18 protein-coding genes and 1 riboswitch are annotated in these 22011 nt (G+C 60.6%); of the genes, 11 read left to right on the forward strand and 7 right to left on the reverse strand.

Annotation, left to right across the window (positions count from 1 at the left end; all coding sequences use genetic code 11):
- Nucleotides 1–57 precede the first annotated feature (57 nt).
- The 6 genes from KGA83_RS13090 to KGA83_RS13115 are packed head-to-tail and all read left to right on the forward strand — an operon-like array spanning nt 58 to nt 7308.
- Entirely contained in the window at nt 58–1815 is a 1758-nt protein-coding gene (locus KGA83_RS13090; RefSeq protein WP_223529858.1) for a carbamoyltransferase, read from the forward strand.
- Nucleotides 1799–2929 carry a glycosyltransferase gene (locus KGA83_RS13095; RefSeq protein WP_223529860.1) on the forward strand — a complete coding sequence of 377 codons (1131 nt, stop codon included), beginning with the start codon at nt 1799–1801 and terminating at the stop codon, nt 2927–2929. Before KGA83_RS13090 ends, KGA83_RS13095 begins: the two co-directional genes overlap by 17 nt.
- Nucleotides 2929–3825 carry an antimicrobial resistance protein Mig-14 gene (locus tag KGA83_RS13100; protein ID WP_108218376.1) on the forward strand — a complete coding sequence of 299 codons (897 nt, stop codon included), beginning with the start codon at nt 2929–2931 and terminating at the stop codon, nt 3823–3825. The genes KGA83_RS13095 and KGA83_RS13100 overlap by 1 nt, the downstream gene beginning before the upstream one ends.
- A gap of 8 nt (nt 3826–3833) precedes the next feature.
- Nucleotides 3834–5276 (forward strand): PIG-L deacetylase family protein, encoded by a 1443-nt coding sequence (locus KGA83_RS13105; protein ID WP_108218499.1) that lies wholly within the window; start codon nt 3834–3836, stop codon nt 5274–5276.
- Nucleotides 5273–6427: a glycosyltransferase family 4 protein gene (locus KGA83_RS13110; protein ID WP_108218377.1), complete on the forward strand. Its 1155-nt coding sequence runs from the start codon at nt 5273–5275 to the stop codon at nt 6425–6427. The genes KGA83_RS13105 and KGA83_RS13110 overlap by 4 nt, the downstream gene beginning before the upstream one ends.
- Nucleotides 6424–7308, forward strand: a complete 885-nt coding sequence (locus tag KGA83_RS13115; RefSeq protein WP_108218378.1) for a glycosyltransferase — start codon at nt 6424–6426, stop codon at nt 7306–7308. Before KGA83_RS13110 ends, KGA83_RS13115 begins: the two co-directional genes overlap by 4 nt.
- A 64-nt stretch (nt 7309–7372) precedes the next feature.
- On the opposite strand, the gene KGA83_RS13120 is transcribed toward KGA83_RS13115, so the two are convergent.
- Together KGA83_RS13120 and KGA83_RS13125 are read right to left on the reverse strand one after the other, a co-directional pair.
- Nucleotides 7373–8596 carry an acyltransferase family protein gene (locus KGA83_RS13120; RefSeq protein WP_108218379.1) on the reverse strand — a complete coding sequence of 408 codons (1224 nt, stop codon included), beginning with the start codon at nt 8594–8596 and terminating at the stop codon, nt 7373–7375.
- Nucleotides 8593–10458 (reverse strand): bifunctional O-antigen ligase/aminoglycoside phosphotransferase family protein, encoded by a 1866-nt coding sequence (locus KGA83_RS13125; RefSeq protein ID WP_108218380.1) that lies wholly within the window; start codon nt 10456–10458, stop codon nt 8593–8595. The genes KGA83_RS13120 and KGA83_RS13125 overlap by 4 nt, the downstream gene beginning before the upstream one ends.
- Nucleotides 10459–10612: 154 nt before the next feature.
- Between KGA83_RS13125 and msbA the strand changes: the two genes are divergently transcribed.
- From msbA to hldE, 3 genes are all read left to right on the forward strand, one after another.
- Entirely contained in the window at nt 10613–12415 is a 1803-nt protein-coding gene (gene msbA / locus KGA83_RS13130; protein WP_108218381.1) for a lipid A export permease/ATP-binding protein MsbA, read from the forward strand.
- 61 nt (nt 12416–12476) lie between these two features.
- Nucleotides 12477–12635 (forward strand): hypothetical protein, encoded by a 159-nt coding sequence (locus KGA83_RS13135; RefSeq protein WP_223529861.1) that lies wholly within the window; start codon nt 12477–12479, stop codon nt 12633–12635.
- A gap of 102 nt (nt 12636–12737) precedes the next feature.
- Entirely contained in the window at nt 12738–14159 is a 1422-nt protein-coding gene (gene hldE, locus KGA83_RS13140) for a bifunctional D-glycero-beta-D-manno-heptose-7-phosphate kinase/D-glycero-beta-D-manno-heptose 1-phosphate adenylyltransferase HldE (RefSeq protein WP_108218500.1), read from the forward strand.
- Nucleotides 14160–14289: 130 nt separating this feature from the next.
- Here the strand turns inward: hldE and KGA83_RS13145 are convergent, their stop codons facing one another.
- The 4 genes from KGA83_RS13145 to KGA83_RS13160 form a co-directional block, all read right to left on the reverse strand.
- Nucleotides 14290–15258 (reverse strand): metal ABC transporter ATPase, encoded by a 969-nt coding sequence (locus KGA83_RS13145; RefSeq protein ID WP_108218382.1) that lies wholly within the window; start codon nt 15256–15258, stop codon nt 14290–14292.
- Between the two features lie 32 nt (nt 15259–15290).
- Nucleotides 15291–16103 carry an aldo/keto reductase gene (locus tag KGA83_RS13150; RefSeq protein WP_223529862.1) on the reverse strand — a complete coding sequence of 271 codons (813 nt, stop codon included), beginning with the start codon at nt 16101–16103 and terminating at the stop codon, nt 15291–15293.
- Nucleotides 16100–17275: an NAD(P)/FAD-dependent oxidoreductase gene (locus tag KGA83_RS13155; protein WP_108218384.1), complete on the reverse strand. Its 1176-nt coding sequence runs from the start codon at nt 17273–17275 to the stop codon at nt 16100–16102. The genes KGA83_RS13150 and KGA83_RS13155 overlap by 4 nt, the downstream gene beginning before the upstream one ends.
- Nucleotides 17276–17470: 195 nt before the next feature.
- Nucleotides 17471–17803, reverse strand: a complete 333-nt coding sequence (locus KGA83_RS13160; RefSeq protein ID WP_108218385.1) for a DMT family transporter — start codon at nt 17801–17803, stop codon at nt 17471–17473.
- Nucleotides 17804–17906: 103 nt separating this feature from the next.
- Between KGA83_RS13160 and KGA83_RS13165 the strand changes: the two genes are divergently transcribed.
- Entirely contained in the window at nt 17907–18809 is a 903-nt protein-coding gene (locus KGA83_RS13165; protein ID WP_177413258.1) for a LysR family transcriptional regulator, read from the forward strand.
- Nucleotides 18810–18820: 11 nt separating this feature from the next.
- A complete protein-coding gene (gene waaA / locus KGA83_RS13170; protein ID WP_108218386.1) occupies nt 18821–20098 on the forward strand; it encodes a lipid IV(A) 3-deoxy-D-manno-octulosonic acid transferase in 1278 nt (425 codons plus the stop codon).
- A gap of 83 nt (nt 20099–20181) precedes the next feature.
- Here the strand turns inward: waaA and KGA83_RS13175 are convergent, their stop codons facing one another.
- The gene (locus KGA83_RS13175) at nt 20182–21621 is read right to left on the reverse strand and encodes a TolC family outer membrane protein (RefSeq protein WP_108218387.1); all 1440 of its coding nucleotides are present in this window, start codon (nt 21619–21621) and stop codon (nt 20182–20184) included.
- A 204-nt stretch (nt 21622–21825) separates the two neighbouring features.
- Nucleotides 21826–21931, forward strand: a riboswitch (TPP riboswitch).
- Nucleotides 21932–22011 lie beyond the last annotated feature (80 nt).

Below are 22011 nucleotides of genomic sequence, written 5' to 3' on the forward strand. Positions count from 1 at the left end.
GCACATTAATTTTTGAGGCGCTTGCGCCTGCATGCAGACTAAAGAGGCTAGACCCCTGTGGCATTGACGATTCTTGGCCTGTCCGGCGCCCTTAGCCATGATCCTTCCGCAGCCCTGTACATCGACGGCAAGCTGGTCGCGGCGGCTGAAGAGGAACGCTTCGTACGCGATAAACATGCAAAGAACCGCATGCCTTACGAGTCGGCGAAGTTCTGCCTGGAACAGGCTGGCATCAAGCCGTCCGACGTTGACGTGGTAGCGATTCCATTCGCACCGATCAGCCTGTTCGGCAAGGCCCGCTGGCAGTACGCCAAGCGTTACTGGTATGCCCCGGACCGTGCACTCGACGCGATCCTGATGGGCAACCGTCGCTACAAGCGTTATCGCAACAAGATCGTCTGGTGCCTGGAGCAACTGGGTTTTGATCCGAAGAAGATCAAGATCGAGCCGGTCGAACACCACCTGGCCCACGCCTCCAGCGCTTATCACTGTTCCGGTTTCAAAGAGAAAACCGCGATCCTCGGTATCGACGGCAAAGGCGAGTACGCCACGACCTTCTTTGGTTACGGCCAAAACGGCAAGATCCACAAGATCAAGGAATTCTTCGATCCGGACTCCCTCGGCGGCCTGTACGGCGCGATCACCGAGTTCCTCGGTTTCGATATGCTTGACGGTGAGTTCAAGGTCATGGGCATGGCGCCGTATGGCGATGCCAGCAAATACGATTTTTCGCGCCTGGCTTCGTTCGAAAACGGCGAGCTGGTGATCAACACCGACTACGCCAACGTTATCGGTCTGCGTCGTTACAAAGAGAAGGGCAAGGGTTACTACTTCTCGCCGAAGCTGATCGAGTGGCTGGGTCCCAAGCGCGAAGGCGATATCGCCGACGAGCCTTACATCCACTACGCTGCGAGCATTCAAGCGCTGTTCGAAAAAATTGCGCTGCAGATGATCGACTACTACTTGGGCGACGTGCTCAAGGAAACCGGCAAACTGGCCTACGCCGGTGGCTGTGCGTTGAACGTCAAGCTCAACCAGAAAATCATCGCTCGCGACGACGTCAAGGAGCTGTTTGTTCAGCCTGCCTCCGGCGACGCCGGTACCGCAGTGGGCGCGGCAGCCTATGTGTCCCACTCCCGTGGCGTACCGGTCGAGAAGATGGAACACGTCTACCTCGGCCCGTCATACAGCAACGAAGACGTGATCGCCGCGTGCGCCCGTCACGAGAACAAGCCGACCTGGCGCAAGCTCGACAACATGCCGGAGCAGATCGCCAAAATCATGGTCGATGGCAACCCGGTGGCCTGGTTCCAGGGCCGCATGGAGTTTGGTCCGCGCGCCTTGGGCGGTCGTTCGATCATCGGTTGCCCGAGCATTGCGGGCGTGGCTGACCGGATCAACCACCAGATCAAGTTCCGCGAGCGCTGGAGGCCTTTCTGCCCATCGATGCTCGACACTGTCGCTCCACAGATGATCAAGATCGATCACCCGGCCCCGTTCATGACCTTCACCTTCGAAGTGGCTGAAGAGTGGAAAACCCGCGTGCCGGAAGTCGTCCACGAAGACGGCACTTCCCGCGCCCAGGTGCTCAAGCGCGAATACAACCCGCGCTACTACGACATGATGAAAGCGCTGGAAGTGCTCACCGGCAACGGCGTATCGCTCAACACCTCGCTCAACCGTCGCGGCGAACCGATGATCTGCTCGCCGACCGACGCCTTGAACATGTTCTTCGGTTCGGATCTACAGTATCTGATCATGGAAGACATCCTGGTGGTCAAAGAGGGCGCGAACGCCTATGACACGTTCGGCTGAACGCCTTGTGCTGCAGTTCTGCCACGGCTATGACGGGCCGTTCCTGGACTGCGCACGGCAGTACGCCAGCCTGTTCGCGGGGACCGGTTATCGAGTGACCACGGTGTTTCTCACCGGGGTTGCCGATGCCGAAGTCGCCGCGGGTTGTGCTTGCGATGAAGTGCTGTTCATGGAGTACAGCTCCAAGGCCATTCGCGGCCTGAAGCTGGGCGCCATCGGCGATCTGCGCAAGATCGCCGCGTCGCGCAACTTCAGTTTCTGCATCGCTCATCGCTTCAAGCCGATCTATATCGCCTTGCTCGGTACGTCGTTGCCGGTGATTGGCGTGCATCACGCTTTTGACGATTACAAGCGTGGCAGCCGCAAACTGTTCGCGCATATCTTTCGCAAGCGTCTGAGTCTGCTCGGTGTGTCCGACGCGGTGCGCGACGACATGCGCCAATGCCTGCCGAAGTGGCCGGCTTCGCGGATCCAGACCTTGTACAACCGTATCGACGTGGACACCTTGCAGGCGACCCAGGTGTCGGCTCGCGAGGCCCGGGAAACCCTCGGTTTGGCGGCGGATGCGTGGATCATCGGCAACGTCGGACGGCTGCATCCCGACAAGGACCAGGCCACGCTGTTGCAGGGTTTCGCCGAGGCGTTGCCGGGGTTGCCGGCCAACAGCCAGTTGGTGATTCTCGGTAAGGGGCGTCTGGAGGAAAACCTCAAGGCTCAAGCCCGGGAGCTGGGTATCGGTGACCGGGTGCTGTTTCTCGGTCAGGTACCGGATGCGCGCAACTACTTCCGGGCCTTCGATGTGTTTGCCCTGAGCTCTGATCACGAACCGTTCGGCATGGTGCTGCTGGAGGCCATGGCCGCTGGTGTACCTTTGCTCGCAACGGCGTGCGGCGGAGCGAAAGAAGTGGTCGAAAGCGTGGGCATCCTGTTCCCGTTGGGTGATGCCGAGCGTCTGGCCCAAGGGCTGCAACATCTGGCTGGCATGGATGATCAGCAACGCCGACAGTGTGCCGAGTTGATGCTCGAGCGCTTGCACGAACGCTTCTCCGATTGCGCGGTACGCGATGCTTTCTGGCATTTGCCGCACGTTACCGAACTGGCACAGAGGGGCTGATGCTCAACCGATTTCAAGGCTGGCGCGAGCGTGGCTGGGCGGTAGTCGACGCCTCGACTTACGCCGAAACCTGGCAGCGTTATGGCGGCAGCGTCGCAACTCATCCGATGGTGGTCGAGCGGCTGGCGAAACTGGCCGAGATTCCGGTGCGTTACCTGGCCTGGGTCCAGGGTGACGAGGTCAAGGCGGCGATCCCGACCTGGGGGCGCGACCTGGCCTTGTCCAAGGACGTGCTCAAGCGTCGCGGCAAAAAGGGCTTGTTCGACCTTGGCAACGCCGAGATCATCCTGCCCGCCGCTGCCGATACCCAGGCGCCTTTGCGCCATCGCGCGCGGTATCTGTCGGCGCTGAACGAAGGCCGTTTCACTGGCATCAGGTTGCAAGCCGAACAACTGGCCATGGCCCGTACCCCCGAAGAGCTGTCGAAAAAATTTCGCTATAACCAGCGCCGCGAATTGCGTTTGCTGGAAGAGGCCGGTGGCGTGGTGCGGCCGGTGTCCGAGTTTTCCAGCATCGATCTGGCGGCGATTTATTGCGACCTGTTCCAGCGCCGCTGGGGCTTCCCGGCGACGGGTGCCGAACGCATGGCCGAGGTCATCGAGTTGCTGCGCGAGTTGTTGATCGGTTCGGTGATTTTCCTCAACGATGCGCCGATTGCGATTCAACTGGTGTACCGCGTCGAAACCTCGCAGTGGATCAGCGTCGAGTACATCAACGGCGGAGTCGATCCCGAGACTCGCGAGTTCAGCCCTGGCAGTGTGCTGAGTTTTCTCAATACGCAAAGCGCCTGGGAGCATGCCCGGGCGCAGGACAAACCGTTGCGCTTTTCCTTCGGTCGCGCCGACCGTGAATACAAGGATCGCTGGTGCAACCCTGTGCCGGTCTTCACCGTATGAGCCAAGCCATAAGCCGCAAACAGCAACTGCTCAAGCGCCACCGGCGCAATAAACGTATCGGCCTGTTGATTGCGCTGGTGCTGTTGATCGTCATGGGTGTGGCGGTGGCCTGGTGGTTGCCGCTGGTGCTGGCGGTTCTGGGCTGGATTGCCCACGAAGCCTGGTTTGCCGACCATCTGTTCTACTCAGCGAAAGACGATTACCAGTACAGCTTTCCCCCGTACACGCCACAGCCCAAGGTGCACCTGAGCGGTGAACACTTGCGGCTGGACGAGGGCGTGATGCTGGTCGACGACGCGACGCTGGTGTTGGCCCTGCGGGTAAAGAGCACCTGGCTGGGGCGTTTTATCGATCCGGTGGTGGAGTTGGCGGGTGGCGAAAACCCTGATCGACAAACCTTCGAACGGGGCGTAAACGGCCTGCGTTACCTCAATCTCAGTGGTCAGGCACAGGCGCTGTCGCGTGGTGACCTGCGCTTGCGCGGGCGCTTCTGTCGCGTGTTTGGTGAGCCCGTGCTGTGGGCGTTCGAGCATCCGGATTACCGGCGTCAGCGGGTGATGGTCATCGCCCCTCACGCCGATGACGCCGAATTGGCAGCCTACGGTTTGTACAGCCAGGCCGACGAAACCTGGATCGTCACGCTGACCGCCGGTGAAATCGAAGCCGAACACTATCGGCAGATGGGCCTGAACAAGGTCGATGCGGCCCGCTTGAAAGGCCGCCTGCGCACCTGGGACAGCATTGCCGTGCCACGTTGGGCCGGTGTGCCCGAGGCTCACTGCGTACAACTGGGTTACTTCTGTCTACAGTTGCCGAGCATGCAGGCTGCGCCTGCGGTGGCGGCGGGATCGCGGGAAGCGGATATGAGCGACATCCGTCTGTTCCGCCGGCTGAATCCTTTCGCACTGCCCGGCGATGTCGATGGCGCGCCGACCTGGAACAACCTGCTGGCGGATCTACGAGAGTTGTTGCTGCGGGCCCGGCCCGAGGTCATCGTCCTGCCGCATCCGACCCTGGATCCGCACCCCGATCATATCTGCGCCCAGGCGGCAGTCCTCGAAGCCTTGCAAGGCCTGGACTGGCAACCGACCACGCTATTGGGCTACGCCAACCACCTGCACGACAACGACCGCTGGCCGATGGGTGATACCGGTGATGGCATCGCCTTGCCGCCGGCCTTCGAACCGGCCCAACCGATGCAGCCTTATTGCCTGCCAATACCGCTGGAACAACAGCGAGACAAAGCCATGGCGTTGGGCATGATGCACGACCTGCAGCCGGCGATGCCGTTCAAGCGTCGCTTGCGTCGGTTGATCCAACGGTTGTTGGCCGGCCGCTTGCCGCCAACCTATGGCCAGAACGAATTCTTTCGCAAGGCCGTCCGGCGCCACGAGCTTTTGTGGTCCCTCAAGCACACACCAGGCAATGTTTCTCAGCGGGGAGAGTTATGAGTCAGCGGTCAAAGGTCCTGCAACTGCAGCCTGACTACAACGTCAAAGCCCATGATTTCGCCGACCTCGCGGAGCAAATCGTCAAGGCCCTGCCCAGTGAGCGCTATGAAGTGACTGCCGCGTTTTTGCGCGGCAAACCCGGGCCGGGCGAAGCGGTGAGCCGAGCCGACCGTTCGGTGTACTTCGAGTTTTCCGACAAGTCCCTCAAGGGCATGCGCCTGCGGGCCATGTGGCAGCTATACAAGTTCTGCCGTCGGGAAAAATTCGATGTGGTGATCTGCAACCGCTTCAAGCCGGTGAACATGATGCTGGCGCTCAACCGCTGGCTGAAAGTGCCTTTGTGCATCGGCATTTCCCACGGCTTTGGCGAGTACGACCGTTTTTACCGGCGCCGCCAGACCCAGCGCCTGATCGATCGTCACTGGCGCTTCGTTGGCGTGTCGCCTGCGGTGAAACAGTATCTGCTGGACTGTGACTGCGGCTTCACCGACCAGAATACCTACGCCATCACCAATGCCATCGACATCGAGCAAGCCGAAGGTCTGCAACACAGTCGTGAAAAGGCCCGAGAAATGTTGGGCATTGATCCGTCGGTGCGGCTGATCGGTGCGTTGGGGCGACTGGTGCCGGTCAAGGGCCATATCTATTTGCTGCAGGCCTTCGCGGCACTCAAGGACAAATACCCGAATACCCAACTGGCGATCATCGGTGCCGGCCGCGAAGAGTCGCGCCTGGCGGCGGAAATCGACCGCCTCGGTCTCAGCGGTCGCGCCCATTTGCTGGGGTTCAAGGAAATTGCCCTGCAGTACATTCGCGCTTTCGATATCTGGACCATGCCTTCCCTGGCCGAAGGTCTCGGGCTGGCGCTGCTTGAAGGCATGAGTGGGCATTTGCCGGTGATTGCCTCGAACGTGCCGGCCATGTTGCCGCTCATCGAGGGGGCCGGTGGCCTGGCGATTACGCCGAAGGATGTGCCGACGTTGCAGGCGGCGCTGGACACCTACCTCGGGCTGTCGGATAACGAGCTCAAGGCCAAGGGTGAGCAGGCCTTCCGTTATCTGCAGCAACACCATGACATCGAGGAGTTCCGTCGCGAATACCTCAATCTGATCGACTCCGGCCTGGAACAGGCCCGCAAGGAACAGCCATGAACGACGCGCAACCCATCGTCACGGTCATCATCGCGTCGTATAACCATGCCCCTTACATCGAGGAAAGCATTCTCAGCGTCCTCAACCAGACCTATCAGAACATCGAGTTGCTGGTGGTCGACGATGGCTCGAAAGATGACAGCGTCAAGCGGATCAAGGCGTTGCAGGTCATCCATGGTTTCGATTTCCGGGTGCAGGAAAACCAGGGGCTGACCAACACCCTCAATGGTGCTATTGCCCGGGCCAAGGGCAGCCTGATCGTGCCGTTCGGTTCGGATGACATCATGTTGCCGGAGCGAATCGCCACCCAGGTCGCGCATATGGATGGCAAGCCCGAGGTCGGCATTTGCGCCGGTAACATCGAGTTGATCGATGCCGATGGCAATCTCTACCCCGAGAAGCGCCAGCGCCGGGATGTACCGTTCCGTCGCCTGGACTTCGACGACATGTTCCTGGAGCGCAAGCCCTATCCTCCGGCACCCACCCTGATGATCCGTCGCGAAGCGCTGGAGAAGGTGGGCGGATTCGACCCGACCATTCGCCTGGAAGACTTGCTGATTGAGCTGAAGGTGACCCATGCCGGTTACTTTATCGATGGTCTGAATGTGTTGATGGCGCGCTATCGCAAGCACGCCACCAACTCCTACAAGAACCACCGCTTCATGATCGACAGCATCCTGCGCACCTACGCACTCTTCAGCGATCACCCGCTGTATGACGAAGTGCGCTACAAATTTCTCAACTCCATGTTCCTCAAGACCGCCAACCGTGATCGCAAGCTGGCGCGGGAGCTGCTGGCGCAGATTCCGTTCAAGGCCTGGAACAAGAAAACCTGGCGCGGGCTGGGGCGGATGTACTTCTCGCGGCTGGAGAAAGACTGAGCCCCGGGCTGGACTCAAGGGGAGCGGGGCGGGATGTTGGGTGGCGATATGCCGCGACGATTGCTCAACGTTGTTGAGCCGTCTCCTCTAAAAACTCTTTCCTCGGCTTCCTGTTCTGGCGCAACCAGTGCAGGGTTTTCTTGCCGGCATTGATACCGGGCTTTTCGATGTACAGGTAAGTCAGGCTGCTGATGATGATCAGCAGGCAACTGCACACAGCCAGCAACGGCAGGAAAACCCAGGCTTGCCGGGCGTCAAGATGCAATAGCGGCGGCAGTCGCTGCACCAGTACCCAGAGCACGAAACCGTGCAGCAAATACGTGCTGTAGCTGATTTCCCCCAGCCAGCGAATGCTGCGTGGTCTCAGGGCGCCGAACAAGGTGTTGCCGGACGCCACGATCACAAAGAACAGTGAAAGCAGCAGCAGCGCTCCCAGGTTGAATGCCCGGTTGAACACCGTAAAGGCGATCGCCAATGCGAGCAGGGCGATGATGCCCGCCAGCGGAGACAGGCTCCAGGCGACCCATTGTGGACGGCGAACCCAGTACGCCGCAGCGATGCCGCCGAGGAAACTGGTCAGGAAGTGCTTCTTCAGCGAGTGCTCCCATCCGACCACCTGATAAAGGGTGTAGATGCCGATCAGGCACAGCACCGTCTGCATCCAGCCTCCGCGATAAATGAACACCATGGCGGCCAGTGGCAGGGCAAGGTAGAAAAACACCTCGTACCCCAGCGTCCAGGTGACGTTGGAGATCAGCATACCGGTCTGGTGGTACTGGTTGACGTCTGGCCGGTCGAAGAACAGCCAGGCCAGGGTCTGGCCAATGAGTTGGGTGGCGGAATCCTTGAGTTCCCAGTCCTGCAAATAGAACACACAGACAAACACGGCCAACATCAGCGGCAGGTAGAGCGGGTAGAGGCGAAACAGCCGAGATACCGCAAATGCCAGCCAGTCGTGTTGCCGCCCGTGGGTGAGCAAGCGGTCCCAGAACAGAAAGCCGGTGATCATGAAAAAGAGGGCGACGCTGCCCTGGCCGAGCTGCGAGTAGAAGTTGCTCGGCGGAAAATCGGTCACGCCGGTTTGCAGAAAGATCCAGGTAATGATCGAGTGATGGACGAACACGCCGAAGGCCAGATACCCGCGTAAGCCGTCGATGCCGGCAAAGCGGCTTTCGCCGCGATGCTCCAGCTGTCGGGTGAGTCTCGGCACGCTGCGCAACAGTAGCGCAGCAGTCGCGATGGCGAGCAGGTAGGCCGTCATCGCGATAAGCGGGTTGGTTTCTATCATCGGTGAGCCTGGGCCGGAGGACTCCCGGCCAGCACGTGCCTGTGCAAATTATCCACGTCGGCTTTCGAAGCCACCGCAGCGTATCCCTGAAGCAGCGCTTCGAAGTGATCCTCGAACAGCCAGTGCCGATCTGATGCGTAGCGCTGCATGTGGCGCAGATTGCGCCGACGCAGCGAAGGGCTCAACGATGAAGGGTAAATCCGCAGGTCGGCCAGGTCGATCAGGCCGAACTCGCCGTCCTCCAGCACCAGCACATTGCCCAAGTGCAGGGAGCGGAAATAGACCCCTTGCTGATGCAGTTGGGCCATGAATTTGCCGAAGCGTTCCACCAGTGCCTGGCGCACAGCCGGGGCGGTGATGCCTTGCAGGATCTGGCGCAGCGTGTTGCCCGGCAAGGGAGAGTAGTGCACAGCGGTGCTGCCGTCTTCGAACCGGTAAAGGTCGAGGATGTGCGGTGTCGGGATGCCCATGCTGCGCAGTTGCACGCTGTTGACGGCAAAACGATCGGAGTAGGGCGTGAAACTGCCCGAGGTGTACCAGCGGCGACGGCGGAACAGCTTGAGAAAGCTGCCATCGGTCAGGCGCAGGACTTTGGGGCCCAAACCATCTTCTTCGATGATCAGGGCATCGGCCGTCAGCTGTTGCAGGGCGCTTGGCGTCGCGGTCTTGATCGGTCTGTCCAGCAGGCGCCTGGCCCGTTGATTGATGCTCAATGCGGCAATCAGTGCCAACGGGATCCACAGCAGGAACCAGTGCTCCTTGGGGCGAGAGATAATCCCGCCACCTTCGGTCAGCCCCGCACCGATACCGAAGGCCAGCCAGGTCGAGGCAATGATGAACAGCGGTTGCACGCGATGGCGCCGGCTGCTGATGAAGCTCCACACAATGAAGAACAGCCATGGCAGCAGACCGATAATGCCGACGTAGTAGAGCACGCCCAGGGCGAAGCTATGAGGCTCCTGAAGGGGGGAGCCGGCGCCGGGGTCCAGGCTCAGTCCAGCGTTGTAGCCGTGCCCGATCCATGGGTGTTCAGCGATCCTGTCCAGGGCCATTTGCCAGAGTTCGATACGGAAGGAACTGCCTCTTTCGAAGATCTTGTCCGCAAACAACGCGAAAGTCGCCGTTTCGGCGATGACCATGGAACCAAGCATGAAGACCGACTGTCGATTCCAGCAGATGTAACTCAGCCACAGCGCGGCCAGCGTCAGTGCAACCAGTGGAGTCCTTGAGCCGGTGGCCAGGACGGCGGCGAACATGATCGCCATCGCCGGTATGCTCAACCAAAGTACCTGGTGTCGCTTGCAGGTCATGCTCAGGCTCAGCCAGTAGGTACAGAAAAAACCGAAAACGTGGGAGCTGAGCAGTGGGTTGTCGAACGCACCTACTCCGATCAGGCGCATTTCCGGTTGGTAGATCAGGCCGAACCTGTACAGGTTGTAGACAGTGGCGACCAGCGCCACGATCGCGGCGCAGAACAGCAGGGGCTGAATGATTTCGCTGCGATAGCGCACCAGCAGGTAGCAGCCGACGAACAGAAACAGGGTGTGCAATGGGGGTTTGAACTGACCGAAGTCGATGTCGCCGCCCGGTCCCCAGCGCAGACTGAGCAGTGCCCACGCCACAAACAGCAGGGCTGCAATGACGATCGGTTCGCGCAGCAGTTCTTTGCTGAACCGCGGACGCAGGCACAGCGCAATCAGTGCCGGAATACTGAACAGGCCATAGTAAAGCTTGTGATGCACACTGCGCCCAGGCAGGAAAAACAGCGCACAAAGCAGCAATAAATAACCGAGCGGAAGGATCCACAAACAAATGAAATCGAAGATTCTATTGGACGTGCTGTTCAAAGCGTTTGATTGCATGCTGAATAACTTATTCCTGAATTGAGCGAGCGTACCAAGGCAGGGACATCTGGTGGGTATTTGACGCGCCACAATACACAGACTGTATGCGATTGCCAGAACCCTGGGGAAGCTGTGCTAAAGTCAGCGTCCTTTTTATCGACATTCGCGTGATATGACCGACTCCAGTCTTAGTGCAAGCCCATCGAGCTTGAAAATCTACTTCCGTCTGCTCGGCTATGTCCGGCCGTACATCAGCCTGTTCCTGATCAGCATCGTCGGTTTTCTGATTTTCGCTTCGACGCAGCCAATGCTGGGCTACATCCTCAAGTACTTCGTCGACGGTCTGTCCAACCCAGAAGCGGCGCTGTTTCCAAGCGTGCCCTACCTGCGGGATCTGCAACTGCTGCAGGCGGTGCCGTTGTTGATCATCCTGATCGCTGCGTGGCAGGGATTGGGGTCGTACCTGGGCAACTACTTCCTGGCCAAGGTTTCCCTGGGCCTGGTCCATGACTTGCGGGTGCAGTTATTCAACAACCTGCTGGTGTTGCCAAACCGGTATTTCGACAAGCATAACTCGGGACACCTGATTTCACGTATCACCTTCAACGTGACCATGGTCACGGGGGCGGCAACGGATGCAATCAAGGTCGTAATTCGTGAAGGCATGACGGTGATCTTCCTGTTTGCCTCGCTGTTGTTCATGAACTGGCGCCTGACGCTGGTCATGGTCGCCATCCTGCCGCTGATCGCCATCATGGTGCGCACCGCCAGCAAGAAATTCCGCAAGCAGAGCAAGAAAATCCAGCTGGCCATGGGAGACGTGACGCATGTGGCGTCCGAAACCATCCAGGGTTATCGCGTGGTGCGCAGCTTCGGTGGTGAAGCCTATGAAGAGAAACGCTTCTTCGACGCCAGCCAGGGCAACACTGACAAGCAATTGCGCATGACCCGCACCGGCGCCATCTACACGCCGCTGCTGCAATTGGTGATCTATACCGCCATGGCCGTGCTGATGTTCCTGGTGCTGTTCCTGCGTGGCGATGCGTCAGCCGGCGACATGGTGGCCTACATCACCCTGGCCGGCCTGCTGCCCAAGCCGATTCGCCAGTTGTCCGAAGTCAGCTCGACCATCCAGAAGGGGGTGGCCGGCGCTGAAAGTATCTTCGAGCAACTGGATGTCGAGCCTGAAGTCGATACCGGCACCGTCGAGCGCGATGCCGTCAGCGGTCGCCTGGACGTGCGCAACCTCAGCTTCACCTACCCTGATACCGAGCGTCAGGTGCTCAATGACATCAGTTTCTCGGTCGAGCCCGGGCAAATGGTGGCGTTGGTGGGACGTTCGGGCAGCGGCAAGTCGACCCTGGCCAATCTGATTCCGCGTTTCTATCACCACGACAAGGGCGAAATCCTCATCGATGGCGTCGAAGTGGAGCAGTACAAGCTGTTGAACCTGCGTCGGCATATCGCCCAGGTGACTCAGCACGTGACACTGTTCAGCGATACCGTGGCCAACAACATCGCCTATGGCGACCTGGCTGGCGCACCCCGTGAAGACATTGAAAAGGCGGCCAAGGATGCCTATGCAATGGACTTCATTGCTCAGTTGCCTGAAGGCCTGGATACCCAGGTCGGGGAAAACGGCGTGCTGCTGTCCGGTGGTCAGCGCCAGCGCCTGGCGATTGCCCGGGCGCTGTTGAAGAATGCTCCGCTGCTGATTCTCGATGAGGCGACCTCGGCACTCGATACCGAGTCCGAGCGGCATATTCAGGCCGCCCTGGATCAGGTCATGAAAGGTCGCACCACGCTGGTGATCGCTCATCGCCTGTCGACGATCGAGAAGGCCGACCTGATCCTGGTCATGGATCAGGGGAAAATCGTCGAGCGCGGCACCCATGAGCAACTGCTGGCGCAAAACGGCTACTACTCGCGCCTCAACGCGATGGGCCTCGACGCCCCGGCCGAAGACATCGCCTGACCCCGAAAGGGCGAGCCTGGCTCGCCCTTTCGCACACCTGACGTGCAACGCGTCTGGTGATTTGTATCCAGACCTTTACGCTTCTTGCCCGATCAAGGACTTCACCGCTATAGACAGTCCCTACGAGGCGCCGCTGCATGCCGAGTGCGAAATCGATGCGCAAGCGATGGGGATGAGCGATACGTGTCGTCGTCTGGCGGATCTGCTGCTCAAAAAATGAGCAAGAAAGCCCCGCGAATCATCCGCTTGCAGCCACCACACAAGCCGACGCCAACCCTGTGCTAATATCGCGCCCCTGTTCATTTTGTATGTGGGTTGCACCATGAAGTTGTCCATGCCGCGATTCGATCAAGCCCCTGTCTTGGTAGTCGGCGATGTCATGCTCGACCGTTACTGGCATGGTGGTACCTCACGGATTTCTCCTGAGGCGCCGGTGCCGGTGGTCAAGGTCGATCACATCGAGGACCGTCCGGGCGGCGCTGCCAACGTTGCCTTGAACATTGCCGCCCTGGGGGCTCCGGCCTCGCTGGTCGGTGTCACCGGCGACGATGAAGCCGCCAACAGCCTGGTCAACAGCCTCAAGGGCGCTGGCGTGCGGGCCACCTTCCAGCGCATCGCGCACCAGCCGACCATCGTCAAGCTGCGGGTCATGAGCCGTCACCAGCAATTGCTGCGTATCGACTTCGAAGAACCTTTCGCCACTGATGCGCTGGCGCTGGTCGCGCAGGTCGATGAGTTGCTCGAAGGCATCAAGGTGCTGGTGCTGTCCGACTACGGCAAAGGTGCGCTGAAAAACCATCAGGCGCTGATCCAGGCCGCCCGTGCCCGTGGCATTCCGGTGCTGGCTGATCCCAAGGGCAAGGATTTCTCGATCTACCGCGGTGCGAGCCTGATCACGCCGAATCTCAACGAATTCGAAACCATCGTCGGTGGTTGCGCCGATGAGCACGAATTGGTGAGCAAGGGCGCGCAGCTGATGCACGACCTGGACCTCGGTGCTTTGTTGGTGACCCGTGGCGAGCACGGCATGACCTTGCTGCGTCCGGATCATCCGGCGCTGCACTTGCCGGCCCGGGCCCGTGAAGTGTTCGACGTGACCGGTGCTGGCGATACGGTGATTTCCACCCTGGCGGCCGCGATTGCCGCTGGCGAAGAGCTGCCTCACGCGGTGGCTCTGGCCAATCTGGCGGCCGGTATCGTGGTCGGCAAACTCGGTACGGCGGCCATCAGTGCGCCGGAACTGCGTCGTGCGATCCAGCGCGAGGAAGGTTCCGAGCGCGGTGTGCTAGGTCTTGAGCAACTGTTGCTGGCGGTCGACGATGCCCGCGCGCACAAAGAGCGGATCGTGTTCACCAACGGTTGCTTCGATATTCTGCACGCCGGTCATGTGACCTACCTCGAACAGGCGCGGGCCCAGGGCGATCGTTTGATCGTTGCGGTAAACGACGATGCATCGGTCAGCCGCCTGAAAGGGCCGGGCCGTCCGATCAACAGTGTCGACCGGCGCATGGCGGTGCTGGCCGGTCTGGGGGCGGTGGACTGGGTCATCAGTTTCCCGGAAGGCACTCCGGAAAACCTGCTGAGCGCGGTCAAGCCGGATGTGCTGGTCAAGGGTGGTGACTACGGGGTCGACCAGGTGGTCGGCGCGGACATCGTGACGGCCTACGGCGGCACCGTGAAAGTGCTGGGGCTGGTGGAAAACAGCTCGACCACCGCGATTGTCGAGAAGATCCGCAAGTCGTAGGAGCTGGCGTAGCCTGCGATCTTTTCCTGTAGCCCGGGGATCGTAAAATCAAAAGATCGCAGCCTGCGGCAGCTCCTACAGGAACACGCGTTCCAACGTAGGAGCTGCCGCAGGCTGCGATCTTTTACGTTTAAGAGCTGACCTTTTTTCTCGGCACGATCTTCTTCAGCAGTTGCTTGGCCTTACCGCGTAACAGCGCCAACCCCGAATCCTTCCCCGGAGGGGTCAAACCCTGCTGTCTCACCCAGTCCTTCCAGCGAATCCGCTCATCGCGCACCAACCAGCCTTCCTGTCGGGCAAAACTCTCGGCCAGGTACAGGCCGCGCGTGCTGGCCGGGTACAGTTGATCCTTTTTCAAGGTGTAGAGCTCAGCCAACGGGTGACCATCCTGCAAGGGCATCAAGTACAGATCGGGGCGCTTGCGGTCGAGGCGGGCGACGAGTTGATCGCCTTCCAGTCTTTCATCGACATGGAGCAGGCTCAGGGATTTGGCTTCCTTGGGAACGTCCAGGCGCAAGTCGTAAATCAACTGCAGTGACGCCGTTGGCAAATGCACGTAAGCCCGCGGGCGCTCTATCAGCATCAGGTTGGCGCAGCGTACCGGCCGCGCCGAGCCGGACAGTGGCGACAAGCGAAATGGCAGGGCTTCACGGTAATGCAGGGCGGCCGAGTAGGGCGTCGGCAGCCAGGTGTCATTGAACCGCCCACCGAGCCAGCCTTCCGGAGTCTCCAGCAGGCATTCTTCGGCAATTTCCTGGATCGCCGTGTGCAAGGGCAGGTTCAGCTCATGAGCCGGCACGTATCCGGAGATCAGCTTGAGCACCACATCGCCACGGTCCTGCCGGCGTTGGCGCACCAGCACCCAATAATCGCGATTCTGCCAATGCAGGGTCAGGCGCACCGAAACCCCGAGATTGGCCAGTTCCAGAGCAAACCGTTCGCTGTCGCCGACCGTCACCGGACGACGACGTTGCAGGGTCTGGGCGAAGTTCAGCGGCCTGCCGACGCTCTGATAAGCCAGGCCTTCGGGCGTCGCTTCGACGAATAACGGCAGGGTCTTGAAGTTGCTCGGGTTCTTTCTGATGAGCGTACGCGACATGTCGGCTCCTGCTTAAGGCCGCGTGGGCGGCGTCAGTGGCTACGTAGGACCTGGGCAACGGTCGCGACATTGTGGGCGAGGTGCAGCGGATTGATGGTCCCGACAATAGCACTGGCAACACCCGGATGTTCAAACAACAATTCGAAACTGGCGCGCACCGGATCTACGCCCGGACTCAGGCAGACATGACCACTGGCGAGGGCTTTCTTGACCAGAATGGCTTTGCCGTGTGCAGCAGCATAGTCAATCACGGCCTTCTCGTTTTGTTCGTTCAGATTGTAGGTGACCATCGCGCAGTCGCCTTGCTCCAGTGCCTTCAGGCCACCGTCGACGGTTTTGCCGGAAAAGCCGAAACCGCGAATCTTGCCTTCGGCCTTGAGCGCGGCAAGGGTCTCGTAGACTTCGCAGTCATTGAGGATCGCCAGGTCGTTACCATCGGAGTGCACCAGCACCAGGTCGATGAAGTCCGTTTCAAGACGTTGCAGGCTGCGTTCCACCGACATTCGAGTGTGTGCGGCGCTGAAATCGTGAAGGGACTGGCCGTCGGCAAACTCTTCACCGGCCTTGCTGACAATCACCCAATCCTGACGCTGACCGCGCAGCAACGGGCCGAGGCGTTCTTCGCTGCGACCATAGGCCGGGGCGGTGTCGATCAGGTTGATGCCCAGGCCGCGGGCGAGTTTGAGCAGCATGCGAGCTTCAACGTCATCGGGAATCCGGAAGCCGTTGGGGTACTTCACCCCTTGGTCGCGGCCCAGTTTCACCGTGCCCAGGCCCAAGGGTGAAACCACCAGGCCGGTACTGCCCAGCGGGCGATGCAGGTCGTGCAGGGTCGGTTGGCTCATGGCAGCAGTTGCTCCCAGGCAGGTACGCCCATCGGCGGCTTCGGCAGCTCAGGCAATGCTGCCAGGTGGCTTGGCTGGATACCGTCGCGGGTCAGGCTGGCGATCACGCGATCGGCGAAGTCCGGCGCCAGGGCGAGCTTGGTCGGCCAGCCCACCAGCAGTCGGCCTTCTTCTGCGAGAAACGCATTGTCGGGGCGGGTCAGGCCGGATTGCAGGGGTTCGGCGCGATCCACACGCAGGGTGGCCCAACGGACCGTGCTCAAGTCGATCCACGGCAGCAACTGGCCGAGTTCTTTCTGTGCGGTGGCGATCTGCTCGGCGGGCTCACGGGCCACACCTTCGGATTCCGCGATATCGCCGCCCAGGTACCAGACCCATTGGCCATCCGCCGCCGGGTGCGTGGTCACGGTGATGCGCGGTTTGGTGCCGCCACCCAGGCAATGGGCGTAAAGCGGTTTGAGGCTCGGCCCCTTGGCGATGATCATGTGCAACGGGCGGCGCTGCATGGCGGGCTGGCTCAGGCCCAGCGCTTCAAGCAATGCCGCCGTCCCGGCACCGGCGCTCAGGACGATGCGTTGGGCACGGATCTCGCGCTCGTCCACCTTCAGGCCGACCAGCACGCCGCCTTCCAGCAGCGGCTCGATCTTTTGCCCTGCGAGCAAGCCATCTCCGGCCAGGTCGGCCAGGCGCTGGATCAGGCTCGGCACGTCGACCACCAGTTCCGCCAGGCGATAGACCTTGCCCTTGAAGCGCTTGTCCTGCAGGGCCGGCGGCAATTGCTCGCCCTTGACCTGATCGACGCGACCGCGCACGGCCTTGCTGGCAAAGAAACTGGTGAGGTTGCCGGCGAGGGTGCCGGGGGACCAGAGGTAATGAGCTTCGGACAGCAGGCGCACGCCGGACAGATCCAGCTCGCCGTCACCGGCCAGGGCTTCGCGCCAGCGGCGCGGCATGTCGGCGATGGCTTCCGAGGCGCCGGTCAGGGCGCCATGCAGCGCGTATTTGGCGCCGCCGTGGATGATGCCCTGGGACTTCACGCTCTGCCCGCCACCGAGGCTGGCACTTTCCACCAGCACGGTCGAAAAACCCTGGCGGCGCAGGCGTGCATTCAGCCAGAGGCCGGCGACACCAGCGCCGACAATCAGAACGTCGGTGGAAATAACGGATGGCATTCGGCGACCTCTGTGTTCAAGACGAGGGCGCAGTATACAGACTCGAAGTGGAGGGGATTTACTGGATCAAGACGTGAGCACAAAACCTGTGGGAGCGAGCCTGCTCGCGATGGGGCCGCATCAGTCGATATCAATGTCGACTAATACACCGCTTTCGCGAGCTGGCTCGCTCCCACAGTGAAATGTGCTTCGGACTTAGTGGCCGGCCGACTTGGAGAAGAGCTGGATGACCACAACACCCAGCACAATCAACGCCATCCCCAGCATCGCCGGCACGTCCAGCTTCTGCCCGTAGATAAACAGCGCCGCGACGCTGACCATCACGATCCCCATGCCGGCCCACACAGCGTACGCCACACCCACCGGAACGCTGCGCACCACCAGGGTCAGCATCCAGAAGGCAATGCCGTAGCCGAGGATGACCAGCACCAGCGGCAGCGGGGTGCTGAGGCCCTTGACGGCTTTCATCGAAACAGTGGCAATCACTTCGGCACAGATGGCAATGGCCAGGTAGTAGTAAGCGGTCATGGGTCAATCCTCGTGTGAAGTGTTGCTCTCTGAGGTCGGCATTCTAGTGATTCGCCAGATGCGGTAAAGTCATTACCTATCTGTTTAGAAGATGGGTTGAGCCATGAGCATGCAATGGAATCTGGAGCAGTTGCGGTTGTTTGTCAGCGTAGCGGAGCAGCGTTCGTTTTCTGCCGTGGCGCGGGATCAGCGCAAGGCGCAGTCGGCGGTCAGCAGTTCGATAGCGCTGCTGGAAGAAGACCTGGGTGTCAGCCTGTTCGACCGTAGCAGCGGGCGTCAACCGAAGCTCACTGAAGCCGGTACCGCTTTGCTGGACGAAGCACGGGAGGTGTTGCGCCAGTGCGAACGGCTCAACGGCCGGGCGCTGGCGATGATGCGCGGGCAGGAAGCGCGACTGCGTGTGGCGCAGGATGAAGCGATGCCGTATCAGCCGATCATCGAAAGCTTCGAGGCCCTGGCGGAAAAATTCCCCAGCCTTGAAGTGCAACTGACCAGCGCCGCCCAAGGCGATGTCGCGCGCAAGCTGGTGGAGCGGCGCGCCGATCTGGGGCTGCTGTTCTTTCACGATCAGATTCCCGAGGCACTTGAACGGCGGGTGCTGGGCAGCGTGGAAATGGTCACGGTGTGCGGCAAGGATCATCCGTTGGCGCGTAAAGGCGCAGTGGATAGCCAACAATTGGCGCAACATCGGCAGTTGCTGATGTCCACGGCGTCGAGCATTTACCCCGGCAGTGATCCCGCCAGCCCGCAAGTCTGGCGCGCCGACAGTTTCTATGTGATGGCCGAATGGCTGGTGCGTGGCCTCGGCTGGGCCTGGTTGCCACGCCACGTAGTGCAGTACCCGACTTATCAGAATCAGATGGTCGAACTGGTCAGCGAATGGACCCCGCCGGCCCTGGTGGTGGAACTGGTATGGCGTCGGGATGAGCCGCTCGGTCCTGCGGCGCGCTGGCTCGCCGAACGTTTTGCCGTGCACTTGCAGACGATTGGCGAAAAAAGCCGATAAACTCCGCCGCCATGAATAGAACTCTCTACACCGCGCTGTTTTATCTGGGGCTGCCATTGGTAGCGATTCGGCTGTGGCTGCGCGCGCGCAAGGCGCCGGCGTATGCCAAGCGCATCGGCGAGCGCTTTTCCTTCGCGATGCCGACGATGAAACCGGGCGGCATCTGGGTGCACGCCGTGTCGGTGGGCGAAAGCATTGCGGCTGCGCCAATGATCCGCGCCTTGCTGGCGCGTTATCCGAATCTGCCGATCACCGTTACCTGCATGACGCCGACCGGGTCGGAACGGATCCTGGCACTGTTCGCCAATGAGCCGCGCATCCAGCACTGCTATCTGCCTTACGATTTGCCGTGCGCCGCCCGGCGCTTCCTCGATCGGGTCCAGCCGAAACTGGCGGTGATCATGGAAACCGAACTGTGGCCCAACCATATCCATCAGTGTGCCAAACGCGGGATCCCCGTGGCGCTGGCCAATGCGCGGCTGTCCGAGCGTTCGGCCAAGGGCTATGGCCGGTTTCCCACGCTGACCCAGCCGATGCTGGCGGAGATGAGCCTGTTCGCAGTGCAGACCGAAGCCGAGGCGCAACGCTTGCGTAACCTGGGCGCCCGGACCGAAACAGTCCAGGTCACGGGCTCGATCAAGTTCGACCTGACCATCGACCCGCAACTGCTGGAGCGCGCCAGCCAATTGCGCGGGCAATGGCAGGCGCTGGAACGGCCGGTGTGGATCGCGGCCAGTACCCATGACGGCGAAGACGAGGTGGTGCTGGCGGCCCATCGTCAGTTGCTGGCCACTCATCCCGATGCCTTGCTGATTCTGGTACCGCGTCATCCGGAGCGCTTCAATTCGGTGTACGGGTTGTGCCTGCAACAAGGGTTTGCCACGGTCCGGCGTTCCAGCGGCGATGCGGTCGGCGCGAATACTTCAGTGCTGCTGGGCGACACCATGGGCGAGTTGCTGTTTCTCTATGCCCTGGCGGACAGTGCATTCGTCGGTGGCAGCCTGGTACCCAACGGCGGGCATAACCTGCTGGAGCCGGCGGCCCTCGCTAAGCCGGTATTGAGCGGGCCGCATCTTTTCAACTTCCTCGAAATCGCCGCGCAGTTGCGCAGTGCCGGGGCGTTGCAGGAAGTGGAGGATGCCGAAGGGCTGGCGGTGGCGGTGCAGCGGCTGTTCGAACTGCCGCGAGATGCGCAGCGCATGGCAGAGGCCGGGTTGAACGTGATGCGCACTAATCAAGGTGCGTTGCAGCGGTTGCTGGACGGGTTGGGGCGGTTGATCGAGCGTTAGACCGAGTTGTATTCATTCGCGAGCAGGCTCGCTCCCACACTCGAAACACTGTGGGAGCGAGCCTGCTCGCGAAGCTTTTGCTTTTACTGCTCCGGTCGCGCTTTCAATTGCTCAGCCGCAGCCTTGGCCAGATCCGGTGGCAGGAAATCCTTGTCCGGGTTGTAGTTCGGATTGAGCCAGCGTGCCAGGGTTTGCAGATCCCCCGGATTCAACGTGCCGGCCTGTTGCTTCAAGCGCAGGTTGTCGAGGATGTAGTCGTAGCGGGTGTTGTTGTAGTCGCGCACCGAGGTGTAGAGCTGGCGCTGCGCATCCAGCACGTCGACGATGTTTCGCGTACCCACCTGATAGCCGATTTCAGTCGCTTCCACCGCGCTCTGGTTGGAAATGATCGATTGCTTGCGCGCCTGTACCTGCTCGACATCGGTGTTCACCGCGCGGTGCAGGTCGCGGGTGTTTTCCACGATGCTGCGGCGCAGGGATTCGCGTTGCTGCTCGGTCTGGTCCAGCTGTGCATACGATTGACGGACCTGGGAGTTGATCAAGCCACCACTGTAGATCGGGATGTTCAGTTGCAGGCCAACGGTCGTTTGCTCGGCGTTGCCACCGAACGGCACGGCCTGGTTGTTCGGGTTGCTGAAGCCCAATGCGTCGTTGTCGCCTTTCTCGTACTTGGCTATCGCATCAACCGTTGGCAAGTGCCCGGACTTGCGCTGCTTGAGGGTTTGCTCGGCGGCGCTGACGGCATAGTTGCTGGCCAACAGATTGAGGTTCTGCCTGCCCGCCGTTTCGACCCAGGCCTTGGCGTCGTTCGGTATTGGCGGCAGGATCGGTAAGTTATGGCTGATGCCCCAGATCGAGTTGTACTGACGGTTGGTCAGGGTGATCAATGCTTCAAAGGCGTCGTCCACCTGGCGCTGCGCAACGATCCGGTTGGCACGTGCGGTGTCGTAGCTGGCTTGTGAGTTCAATACGTCGGTCTTGTCCGAGAGACCGACATCGAAACGCTCGTTGGATTGATCGAGCTGGCGTTTGAACGCCGCTTCTTCAGCCTTGGTCGAGGCCAGGTTGTCCTGGGTGCGCAGCACGTTGAAATAGCTGTCGGCGGTTTGCAGGATCAGGTTTTGCTCGGTCGCCGAGAGTTGCAGGGCGGCCTGTTCGTTGACTTCCTTGGCGGCCTGGAACTGGAACCAGCGATCAGCCCGGAACAGCGGCTGCGCCAAAGTGGCCTGGTAAGAATGAGCGTCGCGGTTGAGCGTGGCGGACGGCTGATCGAGATCCGTACGCACCTCGGAAATATTCGCGCCGGCCGAGAGGTTCGGCAGCAGCCCGGCGCGGGCCTGGGGTACGACTTCCTTCTGCGCGCCATATTGGGCGATGGCAGCCGCCAGATCGGCGTTGTTGTTGACGGCTTCCTGATAAACGCTGACCAGGTCCGTCTTGTTCGATAAGGGCGCATCTGCTGCCCAGGCCATTCCGTTGGACGCACAAGACACGGCAAGGGCCAGTGAGAGTTTGCGCAGCATAGACGATCCCTAGAATTGATATTACGAAGGTAATTTGAGCACCAAGGCTAAGGCCCTGCTTTGACAGCGTCAATGCCGGCTCAGCGTAGCGAGTGTAGTTGTGCATTGGGGCGGCAACAATCCTGATACTGCGTGTAATAACGCCATTCATCATGGTGTTTGCCGCGGGGTTGGCGTTCTTTGCCAGTTGTGTCTAGACTGGTCGGGTTCTTGTCGGGGTGCCTTGCTATGAGGCTGAGATCGAATAATTTCGGATCCCGTTGAACCTGATCAGGTTAGCGCCTGCGTAGGGAACAAGATTTCTCGTCACCCGGCGAGTCCTCTTGTGCTTCGTCCGGGATGTTGTTCGACAATCGAACACCCCTCGAGCATTGAGCACAGCACAGCTGG

Origin of the sequence: Pseudomonas sp. GL-R-19, assembly GCF_019956375.1 — a bacterium.
GTDB lineage: Bacteria > Pseudomonadota > Gammaproteobacteria > Pseudomonadales > Pseudomonadaceae > Aquipseudomonas.

Bases quoted from the DNA above. Each gene is read 5' to 3' on its own strand.
- KGA83_RS13145 (WP_108218382.1), bottom strand. From the start codon at position 15,258: ATGTCGCGTACGCTCATCAGAAAGAACCCGAGCAACTTCAAGACCCTG.
- waaA (WP_108218386.1), top strand. From the start codon at position 18,821: ATGAATAGAACTCTCTACACCGCGCTGTTTTATCTGGGGCTGCCATTG.
- KGA83_RS13165 (WP_177413258.1), top strand. From the start codon at position 17,907: ATGAGCATGCAATGGAATCTGGAGCAGTTGCGGTTGTTTGTCAGCGTA.
- KGA83_RS13120 (WP_108218379.1), bottom strand. From the start codon at position 8,596: ATGATAGAAACCAACCCGCTTATCGCGATGACGGCCTACCTGCTCGCC.
- msbA (WP_108218381.1), top strand. From the start codon at position 10,613: ATGACCGACTCCAGTCTTAGTGCAAGCCCATCGAGCTTGAAAATCTAC.
- KGA83_RS13125 (WP_108218380.1), bottom strand. From the start codon at position 10,458: ATGCAATCAAACGCTTTGAACAGCACGTCCAATAGAATCTTCGATTTC.
- KGA83_RS13175 (WP_108218387.1), bottom strand. From the start codon at position 21,621: ATGCTGCGCAAACTCTCACTGGCCCTTGCCGTGTCTTGTGCGTCCAAC.
- KGA83_RS13155 (WP_108218384.1), bottom strand. From the start codon at position 17,275: ATGCCATCCGTTATTTCCACCGACGTTCTGATTGTCGGCGCTGGTGTC.
- KGA83_RS13110 (WP_108218377.1), top strand. From the start codon at position 5,273: ATGAGTCAGCGGTCAAAGGTCCTGCAACTGCAGCCTGACTACAACGTC.
- KGA83_RS13160 (WP_108218385.1), bottom strand. From the start codon at position 17,803: ATGACCGCTTACTACTACCTGGCCATTGCCATCTGTGCCGAAGTGATT.
- KGA83_RS13115 (WP_108218378.1), top strand. From the start codon at position 6,424: ATGAACGACGCGCAACCCATCGTCACGGTCATCATCGCGTCGTATAAC.
- KGA83_RS13095 (WP_223529860.1), top strand. From the start codon at position 1,799: ATGACACGTTCGGCTGAACGCCTTGTGCTGCAGTTCTGCCACGGCTAT.
- KGA83_RS13100 (WP_108218376.1), top strand. From the start codon at position 2,929: ATGCTCAACCGATTTCAAGGCTGGCGCGAGCGTGGCTGGGCGGTAGTC.
- hldE (WP_108218500.1), top strand. From the start codon at position 12,738: ATGAAGTTGTCCATGCCGCGATTCGATCAAGCCCCTGTCTTGGTAGTC.
- KGA83_RS13150 (WP_223529862.1), bottom strand. From the start codon at position 16,103: ATGAGCCAACCGACCCTGCACGACCTGCATCGCCCGCTGGGCAGTACC.